General features: G+C 34.3%; 21 protein-coding genes. 8 read left to right on the top strand and 13 right to left on the bottom strand.

What is annotated here, in order from left to right; genetic code table 11:
• Positions 1-22: 22 nt before the first annotated feature.
• Complete coding sequence (locus BFS35_RS00610) at positions 23-787, bottom strand: sulfite exporter TauE/SafE family protein (RefSeq protein ID WP_099579886.1); 765 nt, start codon at positions 785-787, stop codon at positions 23-25.
• A gap of 74 nt (positions 788-861) precedes the next feature.
• On the opposite strand from BFS35_RS00610, the gene BFS35_RS00605 reads away from it, so the two are divergent.
• The gene (locus BFS35_RS00605; RefSeq protein ID WP_099579884.1) at positions 862-1644 is read left to right on the top strand and encodes a TrmB family transcriptional regulator; all 783 of its coding nucleotides are present in this window, start codon (positions 862-864) and stop codon (positions 1642-1644) included.
• Between the two features lie 46 nt (positions 1645-1690).
• Here BFS35_RS00605 and BFS35_RS00600 read toward each other — a convergent pair whose 3' ends face one another.
• Genes BFS35_RS00600 through ezrA form a run of 4 tightly spaced genes read right to left on the bottom strand, consistent with a single transcriptional unit; the run spans position 1691 to position 6610 of the window.
• Positions 1691-2497 (bottom strand): glycerophosphodiester phosphodiesterase, encoded by an 807-nt coding sequence (locus tag BFS35_RS00600; RefSeq protein WP_099579882.1) that lies wholly within the window; start codon positions 2495-2497, stop codon positions 1691-1693.
• A 12-nt stretch (positions 2498-2509) separates the two neighbouring features.
• Positions 2510-3721 carry a tRNA uracil 4-sulfurtransferase ThiI gene (gene thiI / locus BFS35_RS00595; RefSeq protein ID WP_099579880.1) on the bottom strand — a complete coding sequence of 404 codons (1212 nt, stop codon included), beginning with the start codon at positions 3719-3721 and terminating at the stop codon, positions 2510-2512.
• A complete protein-coding gene (locus BFS35_RS00590) occupies positions 3718-4854 on the bottom strand; it encodes a cysteine desulfurase family protein (RefSeq protein ID WP_099579878.1) in 1137 nt (378 codons plus the stop codon). Before BFS35_RS00590 ends, thiI begins: the two co-directional genes overlap by 4 nt.
• Positions 4855-4909: 55 nt before the next feature.
• Positions 4910-6610: a septation ring formation regulator EzrA gene (gene ezrA / locus BFS35_RS00585; protein WP_170137289.1), complete on the bottom strand. Its 1701-nt coding sequence runs from the start codon at positions 6608-6610 to the stop codon at positions 4910-4912.
• A gap of 136 nt (positions 6611-6746) precedes the next feature.
• Between ezrA and BFS35_RS00580 the strand changes: the two genes are divergently transcribed.
• Together BFS35_RS00580 and rpsD are read left to right on the top strand one after the other, a co-directional pair.
• Complete coding sequence (locus BFS35_RS00580) at positions 6747-7223, top strand: GAF domain-containing protein (RefSeq protein WP_099579874.1); 477 nt, start codon at positions 6747-6749, stop codon at positions 7221-7223.
• 219 nt (positions 7224-7442) lie between these two features.
• Complete coding sequence (rpsD, locus tag BFS35_RS00575; protein WP_096076146.1) at positions 7443-8045, top strand: 30S ribosomal protein S4; 603 nt, start codon at positions 7443-7445, stop codon at positions 8043-8045.
• 44 nt (positions 8046-8089) lie between these two features.
• On the opposite strand, the gene BFS35_RS00570 is transcribed toward rpsD, so the two are convergent.
• Positions 8090-8971, bottom strand: coding sequence for a glycerophosphodiester phosphodiesterase (locus tag BFS35_RS00570; RefSeq protein ID WP_099579872.1), 882 nt, complete (start codon positions 8969-8971; stop codon positions 8090-8092).
• Between the two features lie 293 nt (positions 8972-9264).
• On the opposite strand from BFS35_RS00570, the gene BFS35_RS00565 reads away from it, so the two are divergent.
• Together BFS35_RS00565 and BFS35_RS00560 are read left to right on the top strand one after the other, a co-directional pair.
• Complete coding sequence (locus BFS35_RS00565; RefSeq protein WP_099579870.1) at positions 9265-9723, top strand: OsmC family protein; 459 nt, start codon at positions 9265-9267, stop codon at positions 9721-9723.
• Positions 9724-10130: 407 nt separating this feature from the next.
• Complete coding sequence (locus BFS35_RS00560) at positions 10131-11441, top strand: cation:dicarboxylate symporter family transporter (protein WP_099579868.1); 1311 nt, start codon at positions 10131-10133, stop codon at positions 11439-11441.
• A 31-nt stretch (positions 11442-11472) separates the two neighbouring features.
• Here the strand turns inward: BFS35_RS00560 and hutH are convergent, their stop codons facing one another.
• Positions 11473-12978 carry a histidine ammonia-lyase gene (gene hutH, locus BFS35_RS00555; RefSeq protein ID WP_099579866.1) on the bottom strand — a complete coding sequence of 502 codons (1506 nt, stop codon included), beginning with the start codon at positions 12976-12978 and terminating at the stop codon, positions 11473-11475.
• A gap of 196 nt (positions 12979-13174) precedes the next feature.
• Positions 13175-14665: an N-acetylglucosamine-specific PTS transporter subunit IIBC gene (gene nagE / locus BFS35_RS00550; RefSeq protein ID WP_099579864.1), complete on the bottom strand. Its 1491-nt coding sequence runs from the start codon at positions 14663-14665 to the stop codon at positions 13175-13177.
• 207 nt (positions 14666-14872) lie between these two features.
• Between nagE and BFS35_RS00545 the strand changes: the two genes are divergently transcribed.
• Complete coding sequence (locus BFS35_RS00545; protein WP_096076141.1) at positions 14873-15079, top strand: hypothetical protein; 207 nt, start codon at positions 14873-14875, stop codon at positions 15077-15079.
• A gap of 17 nt (positions 15080-15096) precedes the next feature.
• Here BFS35_RS00545 and BFS35_RS00540 read toward each other — a convergent pair whose 3' ends face one another.
• Positions 15097-15516 carry a DUF1801 domain-containing protein gene (locus tag BFS35_RS00540; RefSeq protein WP_099579862.1) on the bottom strand — a complete coding sequence of 140 codons (420 nt, stop codon included), beginning with the start codon at positions 15514-15516 and terminating at the stop codon, positions 15097-15099.
• A 284-nt stretch (positions 15517-15800) separates the two neighbouring features.
• Here BFS35_RS00540 and BFS35_RS00535 point away from each other — a divergent pair, with 284 nt between their 5' ends.
• The gene (locus BFS35_RS00535; protein WP_099579860.1) at positions 15801-16028 is read left to right on the top strand and encodes a hypothetical protein; all 228 of its coding nucleotides are present in this window, start codon (positions 15801-15803) and stop codon (positions 16026-16028) included.
• Between the two features lie 3 nt (positions 16029-16031).
• On the opposite strand, the gene BFS35_RS00530 is transcribed toward BFS35_RS00535, so the two are convergent.
• Positions 16032-16640, bottom strand: coding sequence for a lysophospholipid acyltransferase family protein (locus BFS35_RS00530; protein WP_099579858.1), 609 nt, complete (start codon positions 16638-16640; stop codon positions 16032-16034).
• A 223-nt stretch (positions 16641-16863) separates the two neighbouring features.
• Between BFS35_RS00530 and BFS35_RS00525 the strand changes: the two genes are divergently transcribed.
• Positions 16864-18120: a S1C family serine protease gene (locus tag BFS35_RS00525; protein ID WP_099579856.1), complete on the top strand. Its 1257-nt coding sequence runs from the start codon at positions 16864-16866 to the stop codon at positions 18118-18120.
• Positions 18121-18164: 44 nt separating this feature from the next.
• On the opposite strand, the gene BFS35_RS14095 is transcribed toward BFS35_RS00525, so the two are convergent.
• The 3 genes from BFS35_RS14095 to tyrS all read right to left on the bottom strand — a co-directional run bounded on the left by BFS35_RS14095 (position 18165) and on the right by tyrS (position 20982).
• Positions 18165-19013 carry a TPM domain-containing protein gene (locus BFS35_RS14095; protein WP_099579854.1) on the bottom strand — a complete coding sequence of 283 codons (849 nt, stop codon included), beginning with the start codon at positions 19011-19013 and terminating at the stop codon, positions 18165-18167.
• A complete protein-coding gene (locus BFS35_RS00515; protein ID WP_099579852.1) occupies positions 19013-19606 on the bottom strand; it encodes a LemA family protein in 594 nt (197 codons plus the stop codon). Before BFS35_RS00515 ends, BFS35_RS14095 begins: the two co-directional genes overlap by 1 nt.
• A 119-nt stretch (positions 19607-19725) precedes the next feature.
• Positions 19726-20982, bottom strand: coding sequence for a tyrosine--tRNA ligase (gene tyrS / locus BFS35_RS00510; protein WP_099579850.1), 1257 nt, complete (start codon positions 20980-20982; stop codon positions 19726-19728).
• Positions 20983-21334 lie beyond the last annotated feature (352 nt).

The following is a 21334-nucleotide window of genomic DNA, read 5'->3' as shown; positions in this document are numbered from 1 at the left end:
AAAAAAGAATACCTAGTAGTTTCTACAGGTACTCCTTAATGTAATCAAATATATTTTTACCGATTAATAATACAGTCACACATACAAATAGTACTTTTACGTAAGATACCCCTTTGCGTATAGCAAACTGGCTGCCGACATAACTTCCAGCAATCATTGCTGCACCCATGCTTAGTCCATATGTAAAGTTGACTTGCCCTAATACAATAAATAACAAAAGCGCACCTAAGTTACTCGCAAAGTTTAAGACTTTCGCATTTCCTGCAGCGCTTAAAAAGTCAAATCCGATAATTAGAAAGACAAACAATAGGAAACTACCTGTTCCTCCACCTAAAAAACCATCATAAAAACCAATTAAACCTATGATAACTATAAATAAAAACAATTTTTTCCTAGTAAGTTTCTGATAAGTTGAAATATCCCCCCAGTCTTTCTTAAATAATGTGTAGATTAAGACAAGAGACAACATAATAATTGCAAGCGGCTTTAAATATTCTGGCGGTAACTTTGTTGCAACAAATGCACCAATTATAGATAAAATAAATGATAACGGAAACAATTTGGCAACGATATTAAAATCCACTTTACGTGAACGGATAAATGAAATCGCAGATGTAAATGATCCAAATGATGATGCGAGTTTATTAGTACCTAAAGCCATAGAAGGCGGCATACCTGTGGCAAGTAATGCAGGAATACTGATCAGTCCCCCACCACCTACAACTGAATCGATAAATGCAGCTAAAAAACCGAAAATAATTAAAATGAGTAATATTTGTATATCCATATTGAACGCCCCTTTAGTTACTACTATAATAGTAACTATAAATTAAAATTGAAATAACGTAAAGAGGTGTTTTTTTGGAACAAGATATCATCAAACAAATGATGCATCTTGGATTAAGTAGCTATGAAGCAAAATGTTACTTAGCCTGTATCAAATTAGGTAAAGCAAACGGGTATCAAATCAGTAAACTTTCTGCAGTACCCCGTGCCAGAATATACGATACGCTTGATAAATTAATCGAAAAAGGAATTGTTACAAAAATTGATGAAGCAGAACAAATCTATTATGTAGCACTCCCATATCAAACTTTTATCGATCGTAAACGAATGGAATATGAAAGTACGATGAATGACTTACAAACTAATTTAAACAATATTAATACAGTCACACCAGAAGATATTATTATAAAGACTTACCAAACAAAAGTTGATATTATCCAGAAAATAAAAGAGATGATCAACAATACGAAAGAAACACTATATGTTTCTTTATGGCCAGGTACACTCAGCAATATTGAAGATATTTTAAAAGACAGAAACATAGCTATAAAAGGTATTATCTTCAGTGCTAATCACACTTTAAATCACAAAAATAATCAACTTTTTGTCCATAGACACACAAGTTATACAGATGCAATCGAAGATAAACAATGGTTTATTATCATAAATGATCAAGGCGAGATGATTTATGGGAGTGATCTTAATATTCACCCACAAGCGTATTACTCAATCGATCCACAACAAATTTATTTAATGCAGAACTTTATCTGGCATGACATACTTGTAAATCAGCTTGTTGAACAGAACCCGGAAGCTGATAAATGGATAGAGCTCAAGCGAGAAGCATTCTTTAATTAATTATCAAAAAAGCTAGCGACAAATAAATGTCGCTAGCTTTTTAACATTAACCTTCAAATATTTCTCCATTATCCATTCGAAATTGCTTTCTAAGTAAGTCTGGATAATTCGTAAATGCACCGTCAATGCCTTCATTGATAAGTCGCTCCATATCCACTTCATCATTTAAAGTGTATGGGAAGACAAGAAAGCCGATTCTGTGCATACGTTCAATTAACGCTTGATCTAAATCTTTATAGTTAGGACCGACCGCATAAACAAACTGATGAATCTTCTTTAGATCATCATCACTCATATCACGCAGCATACCTTTCTTACATAATAATAGTAATGGGATGCCTTGTTTTAACTGATTCATCTTTATCAAACTTTCCAGACTAAATGACTGAATGACAGTATGGTAATTCGCCATTCGCTCGTCCGTTAACAAATTAAAATCCTCTAGAATCATCGTCAATTGTTCTTCCATACCCGGATAAATATCTGGTGCTTTCGTTTCTATATAATAGTTCGCTTGTCCGTAACGCATAAATACTTCTCGTAATGTCGGGACAGTCTGTTCGGCATAATAATCATGTGCAAGTTCAGGAAACTTGTCATTAAACCACTGGCCGATGTGTATACGCTTAATCTCTTCAAGTGTCATTTCTTTGATTGTTCCTTGCGTGAGTCCTGTACGTTCAACTGTTTCATCATGCATTACGATAATTTCTCCGTCCAGGGTCATCTGTACGTCCAGCTCAATATAGTCTGCATGCATATCAAAGTGACTTAAATCATAAGATGCATAACTATGCTCAGGTGCGTAGGCACTCGCCCCACGATGAGCAATTACAACATTTTTATCTAACATCAAACTACCTCCTTATAAAAGGTCAGAGAAGTCACTTTCTGTTTTTTGATTATTTTTTGAAAGTGTGATTGTCTCTATACCTTCAATCGCAGTCTCGATCATTGCATCAAAATCGACCTTACTTTCAAAGCTTTCAACTTTGTCTAGTCTAGGATTAGTCTTAGGATTTTTCGGTGTAAATATTGTACAGCAGTCTTCAAATGGTAAGATAGACGTTTCATACGTACCAATTTCTTTCGCTTTAATTACGATTTCTTCTTTATCATACGTTAATAAAGGGCGTAGAATCGGTAGGTTTGTAACCGCGTTAATTGCATACATACTGCCTAATGTTTGAGAAGCTACCTGACCTAAATTTTCTCCGTTGACAAGTGCTTTCGCATCAATTTGACGTGCAAATTGATCGGCGATACGCATCATCATACGGCGCGTTGAGGTCATCGTTAAATTCTCAGGCACTGTCTTATGAATCATCTTCTGAATATCAGTAAACGGTACGAGATGAAGTTTAATTTCACCGGCAGTTTCCGCCATAATCTGAGTGAGATCTATAACCTTTTGCTTCGCTTCTTCACTCGTAAATGGTGGAGAATGAAAATGTATTGCTTCAATTGTTACGCCACGACGCATCACTTCAATTCCTGCAACCGGTGAATCAATACCTCCAGATAACATTAATAATGTCTTTCCACCTGTACCAACCGGCAATCCACCTGCGCCTTTAATAACGCGTGAGTAAAGGTATGCTGCATCACGACGAATTTCTACTAATAGCTTGTAATCTGGATCTTTCACTTTTACAGTTAAATGTTCGATGTGCTTTAATATCTCTCCACCCAGAATTTGTTGTAAATCAAACGTTTCGTATGGAAAGCCTTTATCAGAACGTTTCGCATCCACTTTAAACGTTTTGCCTGGTTCATCAATATCTTTAGCTAATACAACAGCCGCTTCTTTAATTGCTTCAATCTCCTTTTCTACTTTAACGACAGGACTTACTGAGTGCACACCAAATACTTTTGAAATTCGACGCATAATCTCTTCAACGTCCGCATCTTCTGTTACTTCAACATACATTCTATCTCTATTTGCTAATACTTTATATCCTTCTAAAGGGATTAAAGCATATTTTATATTACTTTTTAACTGGTTAACAAATGTGTTACGGTTGCCTGATTTTAATGTCAGTTCACCATATCTTACTAAAATATGATCAAATTTCATCGTTTTAATAGCTCCTTCATCTCTTCATAGATCAATTCAAATGCTTTCAAAAATGCTTCAATGTGTGCATGAGTCGTATATTTATCAAAAGAAATACGTACACTTCCAGTAATCGCATCTTCTGGTACATGGAGTGCAGTTAATGTTTCATTTAACTTTGCTCGCTTTGAGGAACAGGCACTCGTTGTAGATATCATAATACCATGTTTCGAAAAACTATTGACGATAACTTCACCTTTTACCCCGACAAACGAAATATTAACAACATGTGGTGCACCGTCTTTTATTGAATTTACACGAATGCCAGAATACTGACTCACTTTAGATTCAATAGCATTTTTAAATGCTTTCATACGCTCAAAATTATCATTCTGTTCATTTAAAGCGATTCGCATCGCTTTTGCCAAAGATACGTCACTCGCAACATTCACTGTGCCGCTTCTAAACCCGTACTCCTGTCCTCCACCAAACAAAGTATGCGTGATGGTTACAAGCTGATCAAACACGAGTATCCCTTGTCCTTTTAGACCATTGAATTTATGTCCACTTAATACAAAGCTATCCATCAGCTTAGCATCAATCGGTAGTTTACCAAAGGACTGTACGCAGTCTACATGAAAATGAATCTTTGGATATTCCTGAATAATATCATGTATCTCTTTAATCGGTAAAATTGCACCCATCACGTTATTAACATGCATTAAACAAACCATGATGACATCCTGATCAAGTATCGATTTAAAATGGACTAAATCAAGCGTGGCATCATCATTAAACTGAACATATTTAATATTGAAACCTTCATCTTCCAGTGCTCTTACTGTTTCTAACACTGATGGATGTTCAAGTTTAGAAGTGATGATTGTCTTTCCAAACTGTTTCTTACTACGTGCCATACCAGTTATCACTAGATTATTTGATTCTGTTGCACCACTCGTAAAAATAACTGATTGATGGGTTAATCCTAATAATGATTTAATCTGATCTCGAGCGGATTCTAGTAATTTATTTGCTTCTAAACCTTTGCCGTGAGGACTGCTTGGGTTATAGAAATATTTCGTATTGACTGTATTGAAAGTATTTAATACTTCCGGATCTGGCTTTGTTGTTGCACAATTATCTAAATAATTCATAAATTCACCTCAATGAATAAAAGACTTGAATGAATTCAAGTCTTTTAATGCTTTATTATTGTCTTTGATTTAATACACTTGCTTCAATCTTTTCTGTAACACCAGGTTCAACACGCTCAATCGCAGCTTCTGCAATCTCGACCGCACGCTTATATCGGTTGTTACTAAATAATCGTTCTGCTTCGTTTAAATCTTTGTTTACATCTGGTCTTTCTTTTCTGTATCGATTACCATACTGTATCAATTTCTCAGCATACTTCGCATTTTCTAATACGTCAACCGCTTCGGCTTCAAATGTATTCATGGTAATTAATACTTTGTTTACTTTATCACGGACTTGCGTCACATTCATCGGACGTTTATTGAATAGTTGGTGCACTTCACGTGTTTCAATATCAATTTCATTCTTCATGATAATAAAACGTTCAGGTACGCTTGATAAGTTCGATGCAAGTAACCTGCGATAAATCTCTTCTTTCTTAGCCTGAATCTTTAATATATTCTTTTGCGCTTCTTGCTCATCTTCACGTAAATTTGTTAAATGCTGCTGAATCTTATCCTGGTTATCGTTGATAACTTTCACATGATCATCAATATATTTCAGATTATCTTCAACTTCAGTATAGCGAATACTCGATTTAGCTGTTTCAGTTAAGATTTCATCATAAACTGTTATTAAACTTTGAATCTCATTATCATACTGACGAACTTTTTGAATATCTTCTTCATTGATATAATAGCTTTCTTTTACGTATTCAATTTCAGTGCGTAATGTATAATTCATATCTTTTGCATGGAATAACTGATCAGTAATGCTTTCTTTTGTAGTTTCGACTTTATTCTTAGCCTTCACTTCATACTCGATTAACTCTAACATTTCATCAAGTGAGTCATTGATCTCATTAATAATCGCTTCTGCTTCATTTAACTGTAGTCTTGCGATTAATGGTTCTACTAAATTAAGCTTACCTTTTAATGTTTGTAGATTACTATCCACTTTAACATGCTCTAAATTGTAACCTTCAATCTTCAGATCACGACATCCGAAACGAATATCCTGAAACTGTCCAGGCAATTCTTTTTGGACATCACGAATAAGTAATGGAATATCTTCCATATCTTCTTTTAAACGTGTCATTTCATTATGTAGCGCAGTAATATGTTCATGTGCATCATCATAATTTCCCGCTGCAACTAACCCTTCATATACTTCAATTTTTGGTGCATACGTTTCAATTTGAGCTTCCAGCGGATCAGCAGCTTCGCCAAATTGATGACGGTTCGCTAACACATCACGCTTAGCTTCTCTATAAATAATTTTACAGTCATCATACTTTCTATCATCTTCTTTTGTTGAAGATAGATAATTATTAATCTCTTCAGTAAAATGCTGATATTTCTTTTCAATCTGATCCAGTAAATGATGGCTTTCTGCAACCTTCTCTTCACTTTCTTTAAACTTAAATTTATCCAGCGCTTCATCCGCATCATTTATAGTTAACTCACAAGCTTTAATATCTTCATTTAAAACAGTCTGCCATTCTTTTTTCCATTTATCAAAACGGTTATTTGCCTGACCTGATAAATTTAAAACTTTCACTTTTACGAGTTCATCCTGGAACGGTAAATTTTTGATTTCATTTTTTCTTGCTTCAACACGCTCAACACTTGCTCTTTTTTGATTTCTTAAATAAAACATAATACCAATGACAATTAGTATTAATACGATTATTCCAACTATGGCATATATCATCAATTTTCATTCCTTCCAAAGTACTCTTACCTATTATAACGTAAAATAGGTATTACAAAAACAATTAATTGTGAAAAGTTCTCAAATTCGTTACACTAATGAATACTAATCATTAGAATTTACAAAATGGAGTGATATTATGTTTGAAACTAACCATATTAAAGATTATAAGACACTCAATCAAATGCTCGATGCTTTGCTTGAAGGAGAAGATGATATTGTAAGTCATCTCGCAAATGCGAGTGCACTGCTCAATGAATTTCTTACTGACGTAAACTGGGTTGGATTCTACACGATGAAAAATGGTCAATTACAACTTGGACCATTCCAGGGTAAACCAGCATGTGTAACAATCCCTGTCGGAAAAGGTGTTTGTGGTACTGCAGTGAGCGAACAAAAAACGATGCGTATCGAAGATGTCCATGCATTTCCTGGTCATATCGCATGTGATGCGGCAAGTCAATCTGAAATCGTTGTACCGATCATCATCAACGATAGTGTCTTTGGCGTGCTGGATATCGATGCGCCAATTAAAAATCGCTTTACTGCTGAAGATCAGGAAGGCTTAGAAAATTTCGTATCAATACTTGAGAAACACGTATCAAAATTAGATTAATTCGTTATTGACAATACATATCAACATGTTATAATAACATCTATGTGAATAAACGAAGATAGCAGATACATATTAAGGCGCTCTATAGTGTCCCCTATGTTGGCGTGTTGTGTAACTGAAGCTATAAGGCGAAGACACGGAATGACACCATATCGACTTAAGCATTTATCATATTTTTGTTTTTTACATAAAAAACAAAATAAGAGGAGGAGTCACATTATGGCTCGTTTTACAGGTTCAACTTGGAAAAAATCTCGTCGTTTAGGCATTTCTTTAAGCGGCACTGGTAAAGAATTAGAAAGACGCCCTTACGCACCAGGACAACACGGTCCTAACCAACGTAAAAAATTATCTGAGTATGGTTTACAATTACAAGAGAAACAAAAATTACGTTACATGTATGGAATCAACGAACGTCAATTCCGCACAATCTTTGACCGTGCTGGTAAAATGAAAGGTATTCACGGTGCTAACTTCATGGCACTTTTAGCATCTCGTTTAGATGCAGTAGTATACCAATTAGGTTTAGCACGTACACGTCGTCAAGCACGTCAATTAGTTAACCACGGTCACATCATGGTAGATGGCGCTCGCGTAGATATCCCATCATACCAATTAAAACCTGGTCAAGTGATTTCAGTTCGTGAAAAATCACAAAAATTAAACATCATCGTTGAGTCAGTTGAATTATCTAACCATGTTCCTGAATACTTAACTTTCGATGCAGAAAAATTAGAAGGTACTTTCGTACGCGTTCCAGAACGTAGCGAATTATCTGCTGAAATTAACGAACAATTAATCGTTGAGTACTACTCTCGTTAATATTTTGTTCAATCAAAAACACCAATCATACGATTGGTGTTTTTTTAATATACAGAAACATTATTATTACTTTCAATTTCAGCTTGATTTCGAACAACAATCTCCTGATCATAAGATTTCATAAAATCAGGATAATCCGTAATAATTGCATCTACTCCCTGCTTTAACAGCGGTTCAATCAGAGTTGCATCTCGGACAGTATAAGGTTTCACCTGTAAACCATAACGATGTGCACGTGATACAAGTTCATGAGAGACAATTTTAATAGAAGGATTATAAAAATCAGCAAAAGACTTGAACCATTGTAAATCTCGATCATGAACTCTAGGGTTTTTAGCACTGATTAAGACGCCATGTTTAATATCAGGCAATAAAGACTTTGAAACTTTTACAGCATGGTGATTAAATGATTGTATTGCTATTCTCTCAGCTGCTTTATCCAGATTGAAACGCACAAGTGATTGTTTAATTTTATCCTCGATGCCAGGATAATATTCTGGTGTCTTTATCTCTATCAGAATACCAATCGACTCATTTTTAAAACGCTGTAAAATCTCATCAAATGTCGGTATTCTTTCACCTTTAAACTTTTGATCAAACTTTACACCAGCATCTAACCGCTTTATTTCCGCTAATGATTTATCCCATACAAAGCCGGAACCAGTAGTCGTTCTCTCTAACGTGTTATCATGAATTGCAACAAGATGACCATCATGTGTTAACTGTAAATCAATTTCGATACAATCTGCATTCATCTCGAGTGCTAGTTCATAGGCATACATCGTGTTCTCAGGAGCATAACCACTTGCGCCACGATGCGCTACAGTTATAACATCTTTACTTGGTTGTGAAACTGAATGAACCTCTTGTGGTACGAATAGCATAAAAATGATTATTGCTAAAAACAATCCAAAGGGTTTTTTCATCGTCACTCTCCTTCGTTAGGATATACTTATCATAACAAGAGGATATTAAGTCATCTTTAATAATCATTGAGTTTTCGTTAAAAATGTTAAAGAGTTGTGTATATTTCAAAATTCGCATAAAAAATTTAACGAAGAACAAAATCTCAATTTTTCACTTTACTACATTTGAGTGATATTATAATCTTGTTTAAAGCTATAGCAATGTTTAATAACATTTCATTTAATGCTCTAAATATTAATTTCAAGTAAATATTTTAGCATTACATCAATAACTTCAAAAGGAGATAAAAAATATGGTTAAACATACTTTTAAATGCACTGCAAAATTTACCGGCGGATATAATGGTATCGGTACAATAGAAAATAAACATTTAAAATCTCAAATCTCAATTCCAGAGGAAATGAATGGACCTGATATTGGTACAAATCCTGATGAAATGTTAATGTCAGCTGCAGTAACTTGCTTTACCATTACGTTAAGCTCATATTTTGAGAAGAATAATCTATATACAGAAGTTGATCACGTAGACGCTACTGCTACAATTTCAGTTGATAAAGGGCTTCAAACATATGAAAGTATTGCATACAATATTTATCTCAAGTCGCTTGAAGATAATGTTCAGGTATTAAATATTCCTAAATTAAAGAGAATCATCGATAAAGCTGAAAATAACTGTATGATTACAAAAGCTTTAAAAGGTAACGTAACAGTTACGATTGAAAGTATCCTACTAGATGACATTACTATATAATTTTAAAAGTCCACTAATACTTATTAACATTTTAGTATTAGTGGACTTTTAAAATTAATTAGTAAAACATCAATATAATATTATTTTAATATATTAACAAATTAATATAGTGTCAAAAAATATTTATATCATTTTTTATATTTCCATTATAATAATATAATATTTCCACCTTGATAATAAGATAAACTATATTGTGATAACGTTTACAATTCAGCATATATTAAATAAAGATTAATCGATAAAAAACATAAAAACTCAAACATATTAATATCTATAGTGTGAATCAATACAATATTATTATAACATAATAACTACAGAATTTTCAGACTACTACATTAAAATTAAATTGACATCTTTAAGCTTTAGCAATAAAATAGTCAAGTACGGAAGAAATGAGGGATGGAAAAATGAGTTCAGTAACAGAGATAAAAAAACCTAAAAAGAAAAAATTTATAAGCTTACCTATGCAGATATTATTAGCATTAGTTCTTGGTGTGGTTGTAGGAGCCATGCTTAACGGAAAAACTGAGTATGTTAACTATTTTCAACCACTAGGTGATATTTTCTTACATTTAATTAAAATGATCGTAGTACCAATCGTATTTTGTTCTCTTGTAATTTCGATTGCAGGAACTGGAGATATGAAAACTGTTGGTCGTTATGGCTGGAAAACGTTATTATACTTTGAAATTATTACAACAGTAGCAATCGGATTAGGTATCATATTTGCTAACGTGTTTAAACCAGGTTCAGGTATCGATAAGAACCTATTACCTAAAGGTGACGTTACGAAATATACAACAAATGCCGAAGCAGCTGCAGAATCAACATATGGTAACCACATGATAGATACAATCGTTAATATTATCCCAACAAATATTATCGATTCAATGGCTCAAGGTCAATTATTACCGGTAATCTTCTTCTCAGTATTCTTTGGATTAGGGCTAGCAGCAATCGGTAAAAAAGGAGAACCTGTTAAAGCGTTCTTCGATGGATTCTTAGACGTTATCTTCTGGATGACAAATCAAATTATGAAATACGCACCAATTGGTGTATTTGCGTTTATGGCAGTTACAATTATCAACTTAGGATTAGGTGCTTTAATCCCACTTGGTAAATTAGCATTAGTAGTAGCTGGATCAATGGTATTCTTCATCATCGTAGTACTTGGTGGTGTAGCAGCACTTTGTAAGATTAATATCTTCCATCTACTTGTTATCTTAAAAGAAGAATTAATCCTAGCTTTCTCTACTTCAAGTTCTGAAACAGTATTACCGAAGATTATGGAGAAAATGGAGAAATTCGGTGCACCGAAAGAAATCGTGTCATTCGTTGTACCTACAGGGTATACATTTAACTTAGATGGTTCAGCATTGTACCAATCAATTGCAGCACTGACTATCGCTCAAATGTATGGCGTACATTTATCAGTAACAGAACAGTTAGTATTATTAGTAACATTAATGTTAACATCTAAAGGTATGGCAGCTGTACCAGGAACATCAATTGTAGTATTAATTACAACACTTACTGCAATGAACATTCACCCAGAAGGTTTAGCATTAATTATCGGTATCGACCGTATATTAGATATGATGCGTACAGTTGTTAACGTTGTTGGTAACTCATTATCAACATTAGTTATCGCACGCTGGGAAGGTCGACTGGATTACGAGAAAGGCCGTAGATATTACGAAACATTTAAGAAGAAGTAAAAACCACCAGTGGTGGTTTTTTTTATTCCCATTATTTCTCAGTATAAGCTTGTTGTCTTAAATAGTCAGACACTGTTTTAATATCTTTATGAAATGGTCTGTCTTCTACAATACTAGGAACAATCTGACGATATTCATCATATTTTGCTTTTGTTTTCTCAGATAATTTTTCTGCACCTTTGATTTCAGCTGCCTGCAATGCGATAATACATTCAATTGCAATTACATTTCTCACATTCTCTAATATTTGATATCCATGACGAGAAGCAATTGTTCCCATTGACACATGATCTTCCTGGTTCGCACTTGATGGAATAGAATCTACACTTGCTGGATGAGCAAGCGTCTTATTTTCTGACACTAAACTTGCTGCTGCATATTGCATAATCATAGCGCCACTTTGTAAACCTGGTTCCGGTGATAAGAACGCTGGTAGTCCACCATTTAACTGTGGATTGACTAGACGTTCGATTCTACGCTCCGATACATTCGCTAATTCACTTAACCCTATCTTCAAAAAGTCTAAAGCAAAAGCAACTGGTTGACCATGGAAATTCCCACCTGAAATGACTAACGTTTCTTCACCCTGATCAAAAATAAGAGGATTATCATTAGCAGCGTTCATTTCTGCTTCTAATTTTTCTTTAACATACTCGAATACCTGGAAACTTGCACCGTGAATTTGAGGTATACATCTCAGTGAATAAGCATCCTGAACACGAACTTCACCTTGTCTCGTTGTTAATTGAGAACCCTCAAGCCAATCCAGCATACGTTTAGCAACACCTACTTGAGCATCATTGTTACGCACAATATGAATATTTTCGTTATATGCATCTGTTATTCCATTTAATGATTGGTGTGTAAGTGAGGCAATCCATTCAGCCTGATATGCAATATCGATAGCTTCAATGTAATTGATGACACCTTGAGCAGTCATTGCCTGTGTACCATTAATTAATGCTAATCCCTCTTTCTCCTGTAGCACTAAATGGCTTCTTCCTAATCGATCAAGTACATCTTTACTATTTTCAACTTTTCCTTGATACTCAACATCACCTTCTCCAATTAAAGCTAATGCTAAGTGTGATAAAGGCGCTAAATCTCCAGAGGCACCTAATGAACCTTGTCCCGGAATAACCGGAATAATACGTTCGTTGATAAAGAATACCAATTGATCAACCAATGCTTCAGTTACCCCTGAGTGCCCTTTTAACATCGTATTAAGACGTAAAATCATCATAACAAGTGATACATTTGAATGAAACGGTTGCCCCACCCCACAAGCATGTGAACGAATAAGATGTACTTGTAAATCATTGCATTTATCCTGGTCAATTAACACATCACAAAACAATCCGAAACCAGTTGTGATACCATAAATCGTCTCTTTATTTTCTATGATTTTTTCTACAGTTTTTCTACTACTTTTCACTCTGCTTATTGCTTCATCGGAAATGGCCACAACATCTTTGTCGTTTAAGAATTTTCTAATAGCATCGATTGTTAAATTTTCACCTGTTAATAATAACGTCATTTTTATTCTCCTTTTTAATTATTCAAATTTTTCAGACAATATTATTATAAAATGAAAACGATTACAAAACAATAAAATATCCAAAAATTGTATTATGGTATAGTGTTATCACATTAAAGAATTAACAAAGTGAAGAGAGAGAAATAATTTAAAAATAAAAAACAGCCAAAAGGCTGCTTTTCAAAACATCATTTCATTATTTTAAAAATTCATCCACAACATCTGCTACTTGTTGAACATGTGTGCCGATGATAACTTGAGCATTCTTACGACCAACCTTCATTACACCAGCCGCACCAGCACGTTTGATTAAATGCTCATCCACAATTGAATTATCTTTTAATTCAAAACGTAAACGCGTCGCACAGTTTGTAACACTTTCAATATTCTCTTTACCACCTACACCTGAAATAACAGATTGTGCAAGTTTATCGTATTTTCCAGGTTGAGATGTGTTAACGACAACATCTTCTGATGATGTTTGACCCATATCAGCATCTTCTTGTGCAATCATCTTAGCGATATCTTCGTCAGATTCACGACCTGGTGTTTTTATATCTTGAAGTTTGATAACCGCTCTAAAAATTACGTAGTATAATACAAAATAAACTAACCCTAAAACTAAGAGCATTAAAGGATGATTTGCGTTAGGGTTTCTTGTAGAAAGTAAAAAGTCAATTGCTCCTGCACTAAAACCAAAACCAGCAGTCCAATGCATACTTGCCGCAATAAACATAGAAATCCCTGTTAATACTGCATGGATTAAATATAAACTTGGTGCAATAAATAAAAATAAGAACTCTACAGGTTCAGTAACACCTGTAACAAATGCTGCTACGGCTCCTGCTAAGAAGATACCTGCTACAGCTTTTTTACGTGCAGTTTTTGCTGAATGATACATTGCTAACGCAGCTCCAGGAATACCAAACATCATTACCGGGAAGAAACCAGCTTGATACATTCCTGTTACACCCTTAACAGCGTCTTTACTTTGGAATTTACCAATATCATTAATACCAGCAACATCAAACCAGAATACTGCATTAAGTGCATGGTGTAATCCAGTTGGAATTAATAAACGATTGAAGAATCCAAATAAACCTGCTCCAACTGCTCCTAGTCCAATCATCCATTCACCGAAAGAAACAAGCAATCCGAAGAAGAATGGCCATACAAATAATAAAATAACTGACAAAATCATTGCAAAAACAGATGTTAAGATTGGCACTAATCGTCTACCACTAAAAAATGCAAATGCTGTTGGCAATTCAGTTTGATGGAATTTGTTAAAAGTCCAAGATGAAATGAAACCAACAAGTAGACCAATAAACACGTTATTAATCTTTCCAAAACTCATATCAACTTTTTCAGGTTTGATATGCAATAAGTTTGCTACGGAAGCTTGAGATAAAACAGTTGTAACAACTAAAAATCCTACTACTGCCGCTAATGCTACAGCTCCATCTCTTGATTTAGACATACCTAGAGCAACACCAATCGCAAAAAGTAAACCTAAATTATCAAGAATTGCTCCTCCAGACTTAATTAAAAATCCAGCAATAGGGTTATTTGCTCCCCATCCAGTTGGATCAATCCAGTAACCTATACCAAGTAGCAATGCCGCTGCTGGTAATACAGCTACAGGTAACATCAAACTTCTACCTAATCTTTGTAAGAAAGAATACATCTTCTTACCTCCTATGAAATAAAATTTTTCATTGCACCTAATTTTATTATTTAAACAGAGCAAATACAATATATATTTTATTAATCATATATACATATATTGTACACCCTCAAATATATATGCAATAATAATATATATTGAAAAAAGACTTTTAATTATATGGTTTATTCGCTATAATAAACTAATAACTAATTTAAGGGTGATTGAATGAAAGGTCTTCCATTTCTATTTAAAGGTAGATTAACTGCATATCAAATATCAACTGCTACAGATATTGATATTGAATTAATTGAATCACTGTTTACAGATGAACAGAAAATCGAATCTTTAGATGATGATACTTATACAAAACTTAAAAATTTAGAGCGCAGTCTCTTTCCTACAGAAATTAAAAATAATGAAACAAGTGCATAACTTGATTCATTATTTTTTTATGTATTATCATACTGATTTTGAAGATATTTCATAGAATCCACGATAAGATGTTTTAATACTTTAACATCAATATGTTCTATATCACTTATATACACACACGTCTTTCCAAGTGTATGTTTCCCCAACTCTTTTAAGTAACGATCTCGATTAATATTATCCTGAGCAAAGTACAAACTGATTTTACTTTTCTTCAGACCAAATGCAATGAGCGGTGCATCTCCTTCTATTTGATCGTTTAACTTATAATGATACTTTCCAAACCCTATAATATTAGGGCCCCACATCTTTCCGATAAATCCAGAGCTGTCTTCAAATATTTCCAATAATTTAATACAGTCTTTCCTACGTTTTTCATCTTCTATCGTTTCAATAAATTCTATTACTGAATCTTCTTTTTTCATCCTATGTATCGTCATGATGCACCCCCATGTTACTTTTAATAAATTATACTATATATTCTGAATATTTAATATATTGTTTTTTATTTTTATAATAATTTTACATACTATTTTGGGGTGATTTTTTAGAATACTTTTGTCCTTTTAATAATTTTTTTAGATTATTTTAATATAATGATTATTAGCAATAGTTTCATTTTAAATTGAAATAAAATTTATTATCTATTATGCGTTTAAAGCGGCAGTATACGGGAAATAGTATTATAACTTAAATATAAAAATTTGGAAGTGGGTGAAGACTTATGAGTATCATCGTACTAAAAACGTCTTATCCTTACTCATCTGATGAAAAAACAGAATATAAATTAATTCAAAATGAAGTTGAGAAAGTATCATATATTAGTAAAATCAAAGAAAAAACACAGGCCATCGCTAGTAGAACAAACCAACCTCAAATCATTAAACTTGAATTTATTTACCCAGAGGACAAAGAGACGTATCTCTACAAAACATTAAAACACGAAGCGTAATTATTACGCTTCGTGTTTTAATGTTGCTATTAATGTATTTGTTTTACTTTCTAATGTTTGTGTAATCTCTTCAATTGCTTCATTCTTCTTATATTGCGCAGTAAAGCTTTGACTATCTATCGGTTCACCAAACATAATATAACATTTTTCTTTTCCAAATATTACATCTTTAAATTTAATCGGTCCTTCGTATGCTGCTGGTAATAGTTTAGATTTACTCATCACAGAAATAGTAGCTGCTCCTTTTTTCATCGGTGCATTATCTGCGCGTTGTCCACTTGGAAATATTCCTACAATCTTATTCTCTTTAATTAACTTTACTGGCGTCTTTATTGTAGATGGTCCAGGATTCGCTCTGTTTACAGGGAATGCATTCACAGATCTAAAGAACTTATCAAGTAACTTTCCTTTAAATAATTCCTGTTTCGCCATATAGTGCACTTCTCTTGGGTATAGTGCCATAGCAAGTATAATAATTTCAACCATACTTCTATGATTGCATGTAACGATAAACGCTTCATTTTTAGGGATATTTTCTTTACCTATTACTTTAACTTTACGTAATAAAATATTTGTTACAAAGTAAATTAGCGTTGCCAAAAATTTGTACATGTTATGAACTCCTTGTTGTTTGATATAACATTTTTTATATTTGTTTTTAATCTTTGTTTTTTATTATGTCTTATCATTTTAGCTTTATTTTAGCACAAATTAAATGCAAATGAATATACTTTGTTGATTTGTCGATTTCGTGAACTTAAGGGTAAATATATGAAATTTTCAGATAGAAGTGGTATCTTATTTTATTATCTTAATTAATTTAGGGGGAAATTTAATGGACAGATATAATCAACATGATCATGAAGAAAGGATAATACATAATAATGAATCATATGATGCTAATGAATCCGTACAATATGTTCGTAATGATGAGGCACGTACACATAGAAAGCATAATGGACCTGGCTTTTTTAAATTATTATTAGCTGCAGTCCTCGGTTCAGGTCTGACACTTGGTGCAACCCACATTCCTGATATAGTATCTCCAGATACAACTTCTAATCCAAATGCTACACCGATCCAGGTGGACCAGAAAACTGCCGGTAATAATACAGAACTTGCTGATATGTTAGAACAAGTTTCACCTGCAGTTGTTGGTGTCATCAATATGCAGCAGGCAAATAGCAGCATCTTTGATATTTTACGTGGAGATAGTGGTAGTAGTGAAGATACACCTGCAGGTACTGGTTCTGGTGTTATCTATCAGACGACTGATAATGAAGCATATATCGTAACCAATAACCACGTTGTAGAAGGTGCGAAAGATTTAAAGGTACGTTTATCTACAGGTGAAACAGTGGATGGTACTTTAATAGGCACTGATGCTTTAACTGATATTGCGGTATTGAAAATCTCTGGTCAATATAATATTAAGCCGATTCCGTTTGCAGATTCTTCAAAAATTCGTATTGGTGATACTGTTTATGCAATCGGAAATCCGTTAGGTGTTGAATTATCAGGAAGTGTTACTGAAGGTATTATTAGTGCGAAAGAAAGAACGATGAAGGTCGATACTTCTGCTGGAGAATCTTCAGTAAAAGCAATTCAGACTGATGCCGCAATCAATCCTGGTAACTCAGGTGGAGCGTTAATTAATAATCAAGGGCAGTTAATCGGTATTAATACCTTGAAGATTTCAGCAGACACTGTCGAAGGATTAGGGTTTGCAATTCCTTCAAACGATACGAAAGTCATCATAGATCAACTTGTAAAAGATGGTAAAGTGGTTCGCCCATTCATGGGTCTTGCATTGGTCAGTATTGAAAATGTTCCCGCTAATTATCTAGAGGAAATGAAAGTATCCGCTAACACGGGAGCACTTGTTGCAAGCACTGATGAAAAAGCCGGAAAAGTATTTAAAGAAGGCGATGTCATAACGCAAATTGAAGGACAGGATGTTAAAACTGATGGTGACGTTCGCAACTATATATACAAGAACAAAAAAGCTGGAGATAAAGTAAAGTTTACAATTATCCGTGACGGTAATGAAAAAGAAGTTGAATTAACATTAAGAAGTACTGAAGATAAATAGTAAAAAAAGGACTAACAACAAATTATGTTGTTAGTCCTTTCATTTTAGAATCCTCTGCCGGCGCCACCGCCACCAAAGTCTCCGCCGCCAAATCCACCGCCACCGAATCCTCCTGAAGAGAATCCGCCGCCGAAACCTCCACCGGTTGGGAAGAAGATGACTGGTCCTGATGAACGTCTACGTCCACCACCACCGCCACCTCGGCCACCTCCCATAAAGATAGAGATGACAAGGTATAATAAGAATAATCCAATCAATATTTCGAATACACTAATGCCATCTGAACTATTATCGACCATCGGTGTATCTCGCGTATACTTTTCACCATCGAATCCATAACTTTTACTTACTTCATCAAATATTGCATTGTAAAGTTTTCCTAGCCCCTGAGCATACAGCGCCTTACTCTCAGCACTTTCACCTTTAGGATCAGCTGCAAGCGCCTTTTGTACATCAGGCATTGCATACTTATCAATCATAGCTCCGACTTTCGCATCATTTAAGACGCCTTCCAAACCATAACCAACTTGTACTTCAATACCTCTATTTCTAAATTCATTACCGTTATCTAAGTTAAACAAAATCACTATCCCGTTGTTTTTCTCTTTATCTCCGACGCCGTATTCACGTCCAACGCGAAGTGCATAATCTCCTCTTACTTCTTGCCCTATCGACGGCATCGTCATGATTAAGATTTCAGCGGTAGTACCTTTTTGTAACGTTTCACCACGCTGATTGAGAAAATCTTTTTCATTTTGTTTGAATATGCCGAGATGGTCCTGAACAAATATAGGTTGTTCAAGCTTTGGCAATGGCTCAGCTGCATTCGCCGGTAAAGTAATCGTGAAGATTAAAAAGAGCGCGATAAAAATCGCGAACTTTTTCTTAAACATTATTTACTTTCTCCATCAGCATTAAAATCGATACTTGGTGCTTTATTTGCAGCTTCATCGGCTTTAAAGAATTCTTTCTTTTCAAATCCAAGCATGCCAGCATATAAGGCTGCTGGGAAACTTCTTACCGCTTTGTTATAAGTAGTAACAACTTCATTGTAATCATTACGCGCTACAGCGATACGATTTTCTGTACCAGCTAATTCATCACGTAAACCTGTAAACTGCGTATCAGCTTTAAGGTTCGGGTAGTTCTCTTGAATTGCAATTAAACGACTTAATGCTGAATTTAACTCCGCATTGGCATTCGCTTTATCTTCCATTGAACCATTTTCTTTAGCACCTGCTAATTTGGCACGTGCATCAGAAACATCTTTAAATACTTTTTCTTCGTGTTTTGCATAACCTTTTACAGTTTCAACTAAGTTTGGAATTAAGTCCAGACGTCTTTGTAACTGTGTATCAACCTTCGCTTCTGCATTTTCTACATCAGCATCAAGTCCGACAAGTTTATTGTATGGACCAATTAACATACTACCAACAATTAATAATAAAACAACTAATCCAATAATAGGTATTAATAATTTTTTCATATCTTTTCTCCTTTTAATTAAGTATTTATTTTTACCCTCTAAATTGCCTTCTAAACGCTTTCAGTAAAGAAATATTAAAGAGATGAAGCAACAGGCTCCACCTCTAAATATTGAATCATTTATTTATATGTGATCATAAAGTATTTTTTCTTACCACGGCGAATTATTGTAAATTCATCTTCAATTTTATCTACTGAAGTAATCTCATGACTCGTATCTGTAACTTTTTCACCGTTCAATGAAATTGCACCGTTCGTAATATCTTCACGTGCCTGACGTTTACTTGGCGCAATACCCGCTTCAATTAATACTTCAACCAGATTCGTATTTTCTACAGCTTTCTGCGGTACATCTTTAAAGCTCGTACGTAACTGATCTGCTGTTAAGGCTTTTAAATCACCTTTAAATAAAGCCTGAGTGATATTGATCGCTTCTTCTAAAGCTGCTTCGTCATGTACATATTTTGTAACTTCTTCAGCCAATTTTTTCTGAGCTAAACGTAAATGTGGTTCTGTCTCAACTGACTTTTCTAACGCATCAATTTCTTCTTTACTTAAGAATGTAAAGTATTTTAAGAATTTAATTACATCGCTATCCGGGGTGTTAATCCAGAACTGGTAGAACTCGTACGGGCTTGTCTTCGTACGATCTAACCAGACAGCGCCACCTTCAGATTTACCGAATTTCTTGCCGTCTGACTTCACAACTAATGGTACTGTCATACCAAATGCTTCTACTTCACCGTACATACGACGCATTAATTCTAAACCACTCGTAATGTTCCCCCACTGGTCACTACCACCAATTTGAAGTTTAACATTGTGTGCTTTGTTTAAATGACCGAAGTCAATCGCCTGTAATATTGTATAAGTGAACTCCGTAAATGAAATACCTGTCTCTAAACGTGATGCAATACTATCCTTGCTTAATAAGTAATTTACACCAACGTGTTTCCCGTAGTCACGTAAGAATGTTAATAGATCAATTTGACCTAACCAGTCTTTATTATCAACACGCATCGCACCCGTATCACCGCCGAAATCAAATAATTGTTCCATTTGTGCAGAAATTCCATCTACGTTGCGTTGAACTTGATCTAATGTCTGTAACGTACGTTCATCTGTACGACCTGATGGATCCCCGATCATTCCTGTAGCGCCACCGATTAATACAACAGGACGATGACCGTGTTGCTGGAATCGTTTTAATGTCATAAAGGGTAACAAGTGACCAATATGCAAGCTGTCTGCTGTTGGATCAGTTCCACAATATACACTGACACTCTCCTTATTCAGTAATGCTTCAATTTCTTCTGGGTGCGTTTCTTGATAGATGAGACCTCTCCATCTTAAATCTTCTAATAATGCATTTGCCATCTTTGTTCCTCCTCTAAATTTTATTGTTTAAATTGCTGATGTGGATGAGACTTTAAAATCTATAAATGATTAATAATAAAATAAAAAAACACCCCTACAAAAAATGTAAGGGTGCTCATGCACGGTACCACCATACTTATGATAAAATCATCACTTATTAATGAAAAAGGTCATTATCCTTAAGGTCGAAAGTATAGGTGTATTCATATGTTCATTGCTTAGTTTGCACCAACCACTAAGTCTCTTCATTCAATGTGTCATACTACTTGTCCTAAAAACCTTTATATTCAGTTCAATTTAAATTATGATACTAGTGTAAACAATAGATTCTATAACGTCAAGTCCCTGAAAT

It is taken from the genome of Macrococcoides goetzii (assembly GCF_002742385.2).
In the GTDB taxonomy this organism is placed as follows: domain Bacteria; phylum Bacillota; class Bacilli; order Staphylococcales; family Staphylococcaceae; genus Macrococcoides; species Macrococcoides goetzii.
The sequence above is the reverse complement of the archived record's forward strand: the minus strand, read 5'-3'. Positions and strand labels throughout refer to the sequence as shown.